Origin of the sequence: Streptomyces sp. NPDC002265, assembly GCF_040296125.1 — a bacterium.
Classification (GTDB): Bacteria; Actinomycetota; Actinomycetes; order Streptomycetales; family Streptomycetaceae; genus Streptomyces.
Genome location: NZ_JBEOWS010000326.1, coordinates 1 through 10,950 on the forward strand (window position 1 = coordinate 1; position 10,950 = coordinate 10,950).

Consider the following 10,950-nt stretch of genomic DNA (forward strand, 5'->3'; position numbering starts at 1 on the left):
GACACCTTGCCGGTGTCCGGCACCGAAACCCTCCGTGGTGCTCCCCTGCGCCCATGGTGCAGTTCCATGAACGCTTCGCGCATTGCCGGTCTCCGGCAATGTTCACTAAGGTCTCCCTGCCGGTCGGCGTCAGGAACGCGTCACCGAAGCGTCAAGAAGGCGGGGCAGGGTGTCGGAACGGGAGATACCCGAGCAGTATCTGACCGGATACGCCCAACTCCTGGCGGACGTCGCGGCATCCGGCCGCCGGCTGACCCGCGACGAGATCGAGGCACGGCGCGCCCTCGGCGAACGGGCCGCCGAATCCGGCCACGGACTGCGCGCCCTGGTCGGCGCCCATCTGGCCGCCACCCGCGCCGCCTGGCCCGGCACTCCCCGCACGGCCGACAGCACCCTCGCCGCCATGCACCAGGCCGTCGACGCCTTCGCCGAGGGCTACGAACGCGCGCAGCGTCTGGCCGTACGCCAGGAGGAGGCCGCCCGCCGGGAGTTCATCGACGACCTGCTGCACGGCCGCAGCAACCCGGGCCGGCTCGCCGAACGCGCCGAACGCTTCGGCCTGCTCCTGTCCCACACGCACGCTGTCGCGGTCGCCCAGGGGCCGGCCGCCTACGGCGAGGGCGGCCCGGCCGCACGCCAGGTGGAGCAGGCGCTCATCGGCCGCTTCGGCGACCGCGGCGTGCTGCTCACCACGAAGGAGGGCCGGCTGCTGTGCGTCGCGCCGGGCGACCAGGACGAGGTGCTCGTCCACTTCGCCCGGCAGGCGTATGCAGCGACGGACGGCGGGCTGATCGCGATCGGCCGCGCGCAGCCCGGCCCCGGCGGCATCAGGCAGTCCTACGAGGAGGCGCTGAACAGCCTCGAACTGGCCGAGCGCCTCCAGCTCGACGGCCCCGTCCTGCGCGCCGCCGACCTGCTGGTCTACCCGGTCCTCACCCGTGACCGGCAGGCCATGGCCGACCTCGTCCTGAACGCGCTCGGCCCGCTCACCACCGCCCGCGGCGGCGCGCAGCCGCTGCTCGACACCCTCACCGTCTACTTCGACTGCGGCTGCGTCGCCGCGGAGGCCGCCCGGCGGCTGTCGCTGAGCGTGCGCGCCCTGACGTACCGTCTGGAACGCATCCACCAGCTCACCGGCGCCGACCCGGCCTCCCCGACGCACCGGTACATGCTCCAGACCGCGGTCATCGGCGCCCGGCTGCTGGACTGGCCGGCCACCGGCCTGTGAGTCAGCGGTAGTCGGGGTTCGCGTAGTCGAGGCGGCAGCCCGCGTCCCACTCGGAGCGCTGGTTGCCGTGCGCGGGGATGCCCCCGGCCCGCTTGAGCAGCGCCGCCACATGCATCAGGTTCCAGGTCATGAAGGCGGTGTTGCGGTTGGTGAAGTCGTTCTCCGGACCGCCCGAACCCGGGTCGAGGTACGACGGTCCGGGTCCCGCCGCACCGATCCAGCCCGCGTCGGCCTGCGGCGGGACGGTGTAGCCGAGGTGCTGGAGGCTGTAGAGCACGTTCATCGCGCAGTGCTTCACGCCGTCCTCGTTGCCGGTGATCAGACAGCCGCCGACGCGCCCGTAATAGGCGTACTGACCCTGCTCGTTGAGCAGGCTGGAGCAGGCGTAGAGGCGCTCGATCACCCGTTTGGTCACCGAGCTGTTGTCACCGAGCCAGATCGGTCCGGCCAGCACCAGGATGTCCGCGGCCATGACCCGTTCTTACAGCGCCGGCCAGGCGTCGACGGCCGCGCCGTGCTCGGTCATGTCGGGGTACACACCGGTCGCGATGTCGTGGTCGACGGCCCGGACCAGATCCGTGGCGACCCCGCACGCGTCCATGATCGCGTGGCTTCTGTCGATCAGCCCCTGAGTATGGCTCTGCAGCGGCGACGGCTTGAGGGTGCAGTTGACGAACAGGGTGGTCAGGTCGTCGAAACGGTACGCGTCGTCGGCGGGGGCGGCCGGGGACTGCGACGCTGCCATGACGGACTCCTCAGGGGGACGGACGGCGGTGGCCCGGCGGCCGGGCTGAGCAGCAGCCTCTCGCGCGAAAGCGCCCTTCGTCGGCTCGACGCACCGGCACACGGAGCCTGTTCCCGGCGCGGCCCGCAGCGGCCACGGCGCCACGGCGGCGGAAGTGTGCCGGGCCAGGTCTTACGGACCGGTGACGTGTCCGGCGTGGCACCGGTGCGGCGCAGGCGCGGGACCTAGCGTGCAGGCCATGCGTGTACTGGTCACCGGCGGTGCCGGGTTCATCGGGTCCCATGTCGTCGAGGCGCTGACGGAACACGGCCACGAGGCCGTCGTGTTCGACGTGCGCACGGAACCGGGTGCCGACGTCCGCGACGCGGCGGCGGTGCGACGCGCCCTGTCCGGCGTGGACGCCGTGTGCCACCAGGCGGCGATGGTCGGACTGGGCAACGGCTTCGCCGACGCGGCGGAGTACGTCTCCCGCAACGACCTCGGTACGGCCGTGCTGCTCACGGCGATGGCCGCGGCGGGCGTGGGCCGGCTCGTACTGGCCGGGTCGATGGTGGTGTACGGGGAAGGGCGCTACGAGTGCGAACGGCACGGGGTGGTGCGGCCGGGGCCGCGGGCCGTCGCCGACCTGGAAGCCGGACGGTTCGAGCCCCGGTGCCCGCACTGCGGCGAGGAGCTGACGCCGGGGCTGGTCGGCGAGGACGCCCCGGCGGACCCGCGCAACGTGTACGCGGCCACCAAGCTCGCCCAGGAGCATCTGGCCGCCGCGTGGGCCCGCGCGACCGGTGGTTCGGCCGTGTCGCTGCGCTACCACAACGTGTACGGGCCCCGGATGCCCCGCGACACCCCGTACGCGGGTGTCGCCTCCTTCTTCCGCTCCGCGCTCGCCCGCGGTGAGGCCCCCCGCGTCTTCGAGGACGGCGCGCAGCGCCGGGACTTCGTGCACGTACGGGATGTCGCGGCGGCCAACCTGGCCGCTCTCACGGCCGTCCCCCCGGAGGGGGCGCTGACCGCGTACAACACCGGCAGCGGCGAGCCGCACACCGTCGGCGAGATGGCGCGGGCGCTGGCGGCCGCCGCCGGCGGGCCGGAGCCCGTCGTCACCGGGGAGTACCGGCTCGGCGACGTACGGCACATCACCGCGGACTCCACCCGGCTGCGGACCGAACTGGGCTGGCGGGCCGGAACGGGGTTCCAGGAAGGTATGCGCGAGTTCGCCCGGGCCCGCCTGGCCGGAGACGCCGGGTAGGTCCCGGCCGGCCGCTCCGGCGGCCGGGCACGCCGCACGGCGGCCCCGGCCCCGACCGCCCTGCCGCACGGGCACACACCGCACCGCAGGCCCGGGACCGGCCCCAACGCCCTGCCGCACGGACACGCCCCGCAGGCCCCGGACCGGCACGCCCTGCCGCACGGACACGCCCCGCAGGCCCGGGACCGGCCCCAACGCCCGGACCGGTCCAGGCGGGTCAGCTCAGGCCCGGGCCGTCGGCAGGATCACCTCGAAGCAGCAGCCGCCGGGGATGTTGCGTACGGCGGCCCGTCCCTGGTGGGCCTCCACGATGCCGCGGACGATGGCGAGCCCGAGGCCCGCGCCGGCCGGAGGCGTACGCGCGTGCGTCCCGCGCCAGCCGGTGTCGAAGACCCGCGGCAGATCCGCCTCGGGGATACCGCCGCAGCCGTCCGTCACCGAGAGGACCACGCCCTCGGGCGACCGTTCGGCCGCCACCGCGACCGTGCCGTCCGCCGGGGTCCGGCGGATCGCGTTGACCAGCAGGTTCCCCAGAACCCGGCTCATCTCCCGGCCGTCCACCTCCACCGGCACCGGTTCGATACGGCCGCCGACGAGCCGTACGCCGTGCTCGCGGGCGAGCGGGTCGACTCCCGCGAGGGCGTCGCCGATCAGGTCGTACAGCGACATCCGGGACGTGGACAGGGCGAGGGCGCCGGCGTGGATGCGGGACAGTTCGAACAGGTCGCCCACCATGTCGTTGAGCCGCTCGACCTCGGTGCGGATCTGGCGCAGATAGCGGGCCGGATCGGCGGCGACCCCGTCCTCCAGCGCCTCGGACATCGCGCGCAGACCCGCGAGCGGGGTGCGCAGGTCGTGCGAGATCCAGGCGACGAGCTCCCGGCGGGAGGACTCCAGGGCCCGTTCACGGTCGCGGGACTCGGCGAGCTTCGCGCTGGTCTCGGCGAGTGCGCTGCTCAGCGCCTCCAGCTCGGCGGTAGCCGGGCCGTCGGGTGCGGCGAAGTCGCCGCCGTCGCCGAAGGACCGGGCGGCCTGCGTGAGCGCCCGGCTGCGGGCGACCACCCAGCGGCCCAGCAGCAGCGCGGTCGCCAGGGACACGACGGCCGCCATCGCGACGACCGTCGTCACGACGCTCAGATCGTGTGCGGACAGGAACATCGCCCAGGCCACGGCCAGCGTCCCCGCGAGCATCGCGGTCACCGCCACGGCCACGACGACGGCGAGCGACGCGGTCAGCGACCGCCGCCGGATCAGCCACAGCACGGCCACGCCCGCCACCCCGGCGGCGACGGCCCCGAGGAAGGCGAACAGGGCGATGAGGAGTATGTCGCGCACAGGTCACACCTCCCCCGCCGTCGTACCGGGTGCGGGGGCGGATGCGGAACCGGATCCGGACCCGGCTGCGGACCCGGCCGCCTCGAAGCGGTACCCCACCCCCCACACCGTCTGGATCAGCCGGGGCCTGGCCGGGTCGTCCTCGATCTTGCCGCGCAGCCGGCGGACATGGACCGTGACGGTCGACAGGTCGCCGAATTCCCAGCCCCAGACCTCGCGCATGAGGTCCTCGCGGCCGAACGCCCGGCCGGGATGGCGCAGGAAGAAGGCGAGAAGGTCGAACTCGCGCAGGGTGAGGGCGAGTTCGGTGCCGTTCTTGGTGGCACGGCGGGCGGCCGGGTCCGCGGTCAGACCGGCCGCGCCCAGCCGGCGCGCCCCGGTGCCCGGCTCTCCGGTCCCGGCGGACCGGGTGCGGCGCAGGACCGACTCCACCCTCAGTACCAGCTCCCGGGGGCTGAACGGCTTGGTGACGTAGTCGTCCGCGCCCACCTCCAGCCCCAGGATCCGGTCGTCCTCGTCCCCGCGCGCGGTCAGCATGATGACCGGCACCGGGCCGCGCTCCCGGATCCTGCGGCAGACCTCGAGGCCGTCGATGCCGGGCAGCATCAGGTCGAGCACCACCAGATCCGGCCGGTGCGCGGCGGCGCGGGCCAGCGCGGCCGGCCCGTCCCCGGCTCGGTCCACGTCGTACCCGGCACGGTCGAGGTAGCCGGAGACGACCTCGGCGACGGTGGGATCGTCGTCGACGACCAGGACCCGGGCGGCTCCGGCCCGCGTCGGCCCGTAAGGCTGTTGCTCCATACGGCCAGCCTCGCACCGCGCGGCCGCCGGTGCCGTCCGCCGCCGCCGACGTCCGTGTTTCGTAAGGAGCTGACGTCCGATATGCGGCTTTGGCGTCCGTAGGGTGAGAAGCGTGACGACCTCTCCCCCGCCATCGGACGTCGATGTGGTGCTCCCCTGCCTGAACGAGGCCGGAGCCCTGCCCTGGGTACTGGAGCGCATCCCGCCCGGCTGGCGCGCGCTCGTCGTGGACAACGGCTCCACGGACGGCTCGGCCGAGCTCGCCCGCAGTCTCGGCGCGACCGTCGTGCACGAGCCGCGCCGTGGGTTCGGCGCCGCCTGCCACGCGGGGCTGACCGCGGCCACCGCGGACATCGTGTGCTTCTGCGACTGCGACGCCTCGCTCGACCCGTCGCTGCTCGTCCCCTTCGTCCGCGAGGTACGGTCCGGTGCGGCCGACCTCGTGCTCGGGCGGCGCCGCCCGCAGGGCCGGGGCAGCTGGCCCGCGCACGCACGGGCCGGCAACCTCGCGCTCGCCCGGATGCTGCGCCGCCGCACCGGCCTGCGCCTGCACGACCTCGGCCCGCTGCGCGCCGCGCGCCGCACCTCTTTGCTCGCGCTCATGCTCACCGACCGCCGTAGTGGGTACCCGCTCCAGATGGTGGTCCGGGCCTCCGACGCCGGCTGGCGGGTCACCGAGCACGACGTGCCCTACCTCCCGCGCACCGGCGCCTCGAAGGTGACCGGGACCTGGCGCGGGACCTGGCAGGCGGTACGCGACATGCGCCGCGTGCTGGCCGAGCCGCCGCTGCCGCGCCGGGACGGCCCCCCGGGCCGGGGCCGCGGCACCCCCGGCCCGCTCTCCTCTCAGCAAGGGGGAAACTCCCAGTGACCACCCTTCTCGTCATCGCCAAGGAACCGCTGCCGGGGCGGGTGAAGACCCGGCTCACCCCGCCGTTCACTCCCCGCGACGCCGCCCGGCTCGCGGAGGCGGCCCTCGTGGACACACTGCGCACCGTGGCGGCGACCCCCGCGCGGCGCCGCGTGCTGGTCCTGGAGGGACGGCCCGGTCCCTGGCTGCCGCCCGGCTTCGACGTCGTACCGCAGTGCGCGGGCGGCCTCGACGAACGGCTTGCCGCCGCCTTCGCCGGTTGCACCGGCCCGGCCCTGCTGATCGGCATGGACACCCCGCAGGTGACGCCCGAGCTGCTCACCGTGGACCTCACCGGTCACGACGCCTGGTTCGGCCCCGCCGAGGACGGCGGTTTCTGGGCTCTGGGCCTCGCCCACCCCGATCCCGCGCTGGTGCGCGGGGTGCCGATGTCGAGTCCGACGACGGGTGCCGTCCAGCGCGCACGGCTGGTCGCCGCCGGGCTGCGGGTGCGCGAGCTGCCGCGGCTGCGGGACGTGGACACCGTCCAGGACGCCGAGGCGGTCGCCGGGTCGGCGCCCCGCACCCGCTTCGCCGCGGAACTGGGACGACTCCGGGCGGTCGCCGGCCGATGAGCACCTCCCGTGAGTTCGCACCGCCGACGACCACCGCGAAAGCCCGTACGGGCAGCCGGCCGCGCCGCCTCCTCGACGGCGTACCGCCCTCCTGGTCCGCCACCGCCTACGCCGACGCCCTGGACGCCGGGCAGGGCCCGCTCTTCCTGCGCCGCACCGACGGCTGGCTGCTGCCGCTGGAGGTGGAGCGCTGGTGCGCGGCGGCGGACGCCGCGGACGGGTCCGTCCTGGAGCGCTGCGAGGGGACCGTGCTGGACATCGGATGCGGGCCCGGCCGGCTGGTCGCCGCCCTCGGCGCGCGCGGACTGCCCGCCCTCGGCATCGACGTCAGCGAGGCCGCCGTCGCCCATACGATCCGCCTCGGCGGGCGGGCGCTGTGCCGGTCCGTGTTCGATCCGGTCCCCGGCGAGGGCCGCTGGAGCACCGCCCTGCTCCTGGACGGCAACGTCGGCATCGGCGGCGACCCCGTGGCCCTCCTCGACCGCGTCGCCCGCCTGGTCGTCCCCGGTGGTCTGCTGATCGCGGAGACGGTGCCGGTGGACGTCGACGAACGCGCCCAGGTCCATATCGTCCATCTGGCCGGACCCCAGGGCGGCACGGACGTCCCCTTCCCCTGGGCCCGCCTGGGCACCCCGGCCCTGGTCCGGCACGCGGCGCGGGCGGGCTGGCAGCCCGAGGCTCAGTGGACCACCGGCGGCCGCTGCTTCGTCGCCCTGCGCAGCCGCCGTACGAGCAACAGCGCCGACCCGGCGGACAGCACGGCCGTGATGAGCAGCCAGCGCGCCAGGAAGCCGTCCGCGGACCGTCCGGTGGCGGACATGTAGTGCTCCGCCACCCGGCCGCTGATCAACGGGAACCACACGAGCAGCAGCAGCCCGGACAGGACGGCGGGCACCCGGACGTACATCACGTACGCCCGGTGCCCGCCCGCCGCCCCGGTCAGCGCACGGTCCGCCGCCGAGTACAGGGGCAGCAGCACCAGGTCGTGCAGCAGCGCCAGCCCGACGAACCACAGCACCACCTGCCACCAGGTGTCACCGCCGGCCAGCAGCCGCACCCCGGCGTACCCGGCGAGGGCGAACGAGCAGACGAGCAGCAGCAGTTGCAGGGGGCTGCCGAGCCTGAACCGGTCGGGCAGCAGCGAGCGCGGGATCACCGGAGGTCTCCGAACGTCATCCGGCCCACCCATTTGGTGTTCAGGACACCGGGGGCCGCGGGCATGATGACCCGCGCCGGGTAGCCGTGGTCGGGGGTCAGGTCCTCGCCGTTGACGAACAGGGCGAGGAGGGAGAGCGGGTCGCCCACCTGGTTGGCCCGCAGGGCGGCCCGGCGGAAGGCGCCGTGCCGCTGCACCGACTCCACCAGGACGTCCACCGGATCGTCGTGGCCGACGAGTGCGGCGAGGTCCCGCAGGCGTACGCCCCGCCACCACTGGTTCGACGTCGACCACCCCTCGACGCAGGCGATGGGCAACGCCGAACTGTGCAGGGGAAGTTGCAGCAGGTCCGCGCGGCTCAGCCGGACCTGGCCGGTGCGGCCCGTGAGGACCAGCCGCCAGGCGTCGGCGCCGGTCTCGCGCGGGTCGATGCCCGCGTACGCGGCCGTCTTGTTGATCTGGAAGCCGCCGGGGCCGCTGCCCGGTTCCCCACCACCGTGCGGGGCGAGCAGCGCGGTCTCCCGCAGCGGCCCGTCGAGGCTCTGCCCGGCCGTCGTGACGAACAGCAGCGCCGACCCGCCGCCGACCAGGCCGAGGGCCCCGCGCCGGGACACGGTGGGCTCGGCGGGGTTCGGCGAGACCAGCTCGTCGCCCTCCTCGACGCCCATGCCGCCGTCCGCCGTCGCCTCGGGTTCACCGGCCCGCATCCGGCGCAGGTTGCGCACGGCCGCGGGCGTCTTCAGGACCGCGTGCGCGACGAACGCGGCGAAGAACACCCAGGCCCCGTAGAAGTGCAGCGGATAGAAGGAGCCCGGGAAGATGTAGTCGAGCTGGATGTTGAGCACGCCCGTCGTGAACTCGAAGAGCGCGCCGCCCACCAGCAGCAGCAGCGAGACGCGCTCCAGTGCGTGCGCGACGGACCGCGCGGGCGGCAGGGCGAACAGCCTGGGCACGACCGACCACAGCTTCGCCAGGAGTACGGGCACGAGCGTGATGCCCAGCGTGACGTGCACGCCCTGGGTGAGCCGGTACAGCCAGACCGGGCCGCTCGGCCAGGCGAAGAGGTAGAAGCCGAGGAGCCCCTTGTCCGGGGTCGTGTCGTTCACCGGCGACAGGCCGGGGTTGTACGCGGCGTACGACACCAGTCCCGTCACGAACATCACCGTGATCCCGCCGAGCAGGACGACGCCGAGGACGGACGTGAACCAGGGGCCGCGCACGGGGCTGCGCCAGAAGCCGGGCGAGGAGGGAAGCCGTTGATCGGGCATGTCCCGACCGTAGGCCGGTCCGGGGCCCGAAAGGGGGCGTGACTCATGACGAAACGCTGACGTCCCGGCTCGGTGTGACCGTTCGCGCCGCCTTTCGGCCTAGCGTTCCCGGCGTGATCCCCGTTCGCCTCCGTGACCTCGGCGCCGCACTGGCCGCCGCCCTTCTCGTCCTGGTGGCCGTACTGGTCGGCCGCCACATCCAGAACGCCCACCACACGCTGTTCGTGCACTGGCCGCCGGTGTTCGCGGAGTGGGACCCGCATGTCGGTCCGGGCACCCCGGCCGCCGTCGCGGTCGCGGCCGCGGTGGTGGCGTACGGGCCGGTCGCGGCCGTCCGGCTGCGCTGGCGGCCGCTGCTCGCCACGGCCCTCGGCACGGCGCTCGCCTGGACCTGGTCGCTGGCCCTGGTCGACGGCTGGCAGCGGGGCGTCGCGGGCCGACTCACCACCCGCAACGAGTATCTGCGGGTCGTCGACCGCTTCCACGACATCCCGGCCGCCCTGCGCGGCTTCGACGACCACATCCTGAGCGGCGCGCCCGCTCCCTGGCCCGCGCACATCGCCGGGCATCCGCCGGGTGCGACCCTGACCTTCGTCCTGCTCGACCGGATCGGTCTGGCCGGCGGGGGCTGGGCGGGGGCCTGGTGCATCACCGTGGGCGCCACGGCCTGCGTGGCCGTGCTGGTCGCGGTGCGGCTGCTGGCCGACGAGGACCTCGCCCGGCGGGCGGCGCCGTTCCTGGTGCTGGCCCCGGCCGCGGTGTGGGTGGGCGCCTCGGCCGACGGCTACTTCGCGGCGGTCGCCGCCTGGGCGGTGGCCCTGCTCGCGCTCGCGGCGACCGGACACCGGACCCGGGCCGCGGCGTTCGGTTCCGGCCTGCTGTTCGGCCTGACCTGCTATCTCTCGTACGGGCTCGTGCTGTTCGCGCTGATCGGGGCGGGTGCGCTGGTGGCGGCGGGCGACCTGCTCCGGCCCGGGGGACAGGGCCGGTCCGGGGGACAGGGCCGGTCCGGGGGACAGGGCCGGTCCGGGGCCGGGGCCCGGTACCGCCCGTGGTTGGGGGCGCTCCCGTTCCTGCTCGTCGGTCTCGCCGTCGTCCCGGTCGTGTTCACGCTCGCGGGCTTCGACTGGTGGGAGGCCTACCACCTGCTGGTCAAGCGCTACTACGAGGGCGTCGGCGGCACCCGGCCCTACGGCTACTGGGTGTGGGCGAACCTCGCGTGCACCGTCCTCGTCGTCGGCCTCGCGAGCGCGGCAGGACTCAACCGGGCCGCCACGGCACTCGTACGGCGCCATCGGGTCCGGCCCGGACCGGACCGCGCGGCCGCCGCCGAGGCCCGCCTCGCCGTGCTCGTCCTGTCCGCCGTACTCGCCGTGCTCCTCGCCGACCTGTCCGGGATGAGCAAGGCGGAGACGGAACGCATCTGGCTGCCGTTCGCGATGTGGATCCTGCCGGGCTGCGCCCTGCTGCCGCACCCGCGCGCCTGGCTCACCGCGCAGGCCGTTCTCGCCCTGCTCCTCAACCACCTGCTGCTGACGGGCTGGTGACGGCCCGACAGGGAGAGCGAACGGAGAAACGGCCCGGGCCCGCACCCGACGAGGTGCGGACCCGGGCCGAAAAGTGTGCGTACGCGTCAGGCGGGAACGATGTTCTCGGCCTGCGGGCCCTTCTGGCCCTGCGTGACGT

At 74.6% G+C, this 10,950-nt stretch carries 9 protein-coding genes and 2 pseudogenes; 6 read left to right on the top strand and 5 right to left on the bottom strand.

Annotated features, from left to right (window positions below; all coding sequences use genetic code 11):
* The first annotated feature begins 169 nt into the window (after positions 1-169).
* Positions 170-1,228, top strand: a complete 1,059-nt coding sequence (locus ABT085_RS37210; RefSeq protein ID WP_351618532.1) for a PucR family transcriptional regulator — start codon at positions 170-172, stop codon at positions 1,226-1,228.
* Between the two features lies 1 nt (position 1,229).
* Here ABT085_RS37210 and ABT085_RS37215 read toward each other — a convergent pair.
* Positions 1,230-1,973: pseudogene (locus ABT085_RS37215) on the bottom strand (flavodoxin family protein).
* Between the two features lie 238 nt (positions 1,974-2,211).
* On the opposite strand from ABT085_RS37215, the gene ABT085_RS37220 reads away from it, so the two are divergent.
* Positions 2,212-3,219 (top strand): NAD-dependent epimerase/dehydratase family protein, encoded by a 1,008-nt coding sequence (locus ABT085_RS37220; RefSeq protein WP_351618534.1) that lies wholly within the window; start codon positions 2,212-2,214, stop codon positions 3,217-3,219.
* A gap of 222 nt (positions 3,220-3,441) precedes the next feature.
* Here ABT085_RS37220 and ABT085_RS37225 read toward each other — a convergent pair whose 3' ends face one another.
* A complete protein-coding gene (locus ABT085_RS37225; RefSeq protein WP_351618536.1) occupies positions 3,442-4,554 on the bottom strand; it encodes a sensor histidine kinase in 1,113 nt (370 codons plus the stop codon).
* A 3-nt stretch (positions 4,555-4,557) separates the two neighbouring features.
* The gene (locus ABT085_RS37230; RefSeq protein WP_351618539.1) at positions 4,558-5,355 is read right to left on the bottom strand and encodes a response regulator transcription factor; all 798 of its coding nucleotides are present in this window, start codon (positions 5,353-5,355) and stop codon (positions 4,558-4,560) included.
* Between the two features lie 103 nt (positions 5,356-5,458).
* On the opposite strand from ABT085_RS37230, the gene ABT085_RS37235 reads away from it, so the two are divergent.
* The 3 genes and pseudogenes from ABT085_RS37235 to ABT085_RS37245 form a co-directional block, all read left to right on the top strand.
* Complete coding sequence (locus ABT085_RS37235) at positions 5,459-6,226, top strand: glycosyltransferase family 2 protein (RefSeq protein WP_351618542.1); 768 nt, start codon at positions 5,459-5,461, stop codon at positions 6,224-6,226.
* On the top strand, positions 6,223-6,840 hold the full coding sequence (locus tag ABT085_RS37240; RefSeq protein ID WP_351618545.1) for a TIGR04282 family arsenosugar biosynthesis glycosyltransferase: 618 nt from the start codon (positions 6,223-6,225) through the stop codon (positions 6,838-6,840). The genes ABT085_RS37235 and ABT085_RS37240 overlap by 4 nt, the downstream gene beginning before the upstream one ends.
* Positions 6,837-7,403, top strand: a pseudogene (locus tag ABT085_RS37245) (class I SAM-dependent methyltransferase); the annotation flags it as partial. The gene ABT085_RS37240 and the pseudogene ABT085_RS37245, both read left to right, overlap by 4 nt.
* A 116-nt stretch (positions 7,404-7,519) precedes the next feature.
* Here the strand turns inward: ABT085_RS37245 and ABT085_RS46845 are convergent.
* Both ABT085_RS46845 and ABT085_RS37250 read right to left on the bottom strand, forming a co-directional pair.
* On the bottom strand, positions 7,520-8,029 hold the full coding sequence (locus ABT085_RS46845; RefSeq protein ID WP_502982897.1) for a hypothetical protein: 510 nt from the start codon (positions 8,027-8,029) through the stop codon (positions 7,520-7,522).
* Entirely contained in the window at positions 7,993-9,264 is a 1,272-nt protein-coding gene (locus ABT085_RS37250; RefSeq protein WP_351618551.1) for a molybdopterin-dependent oxidoreductase, read from the bottom strand. The genes ABT085_RS46845 and ABT085_RS37250 overlap by 37 nt, the downstream gene beginning before the upstream one ends.
* 113 nt (positions 9,265-9,377) lie before the next feature.
* Here ABT085_RS37250 and ABT085_RS37255 point away from each other — a divergent pair, with 113 nt between their 5' ends.
* Complete coding sequence (locus ABT085_RS37255) at positions 9,378-10,811, top strand: hypothetical protein (protein ID WP_351618553.1); 1,434 nt, start codon at positions 9,378-9,380, stop codon at positions 10,809-10,811.
* Positions 10,812-10,950 lie beyond the last annotated feature (139 nt).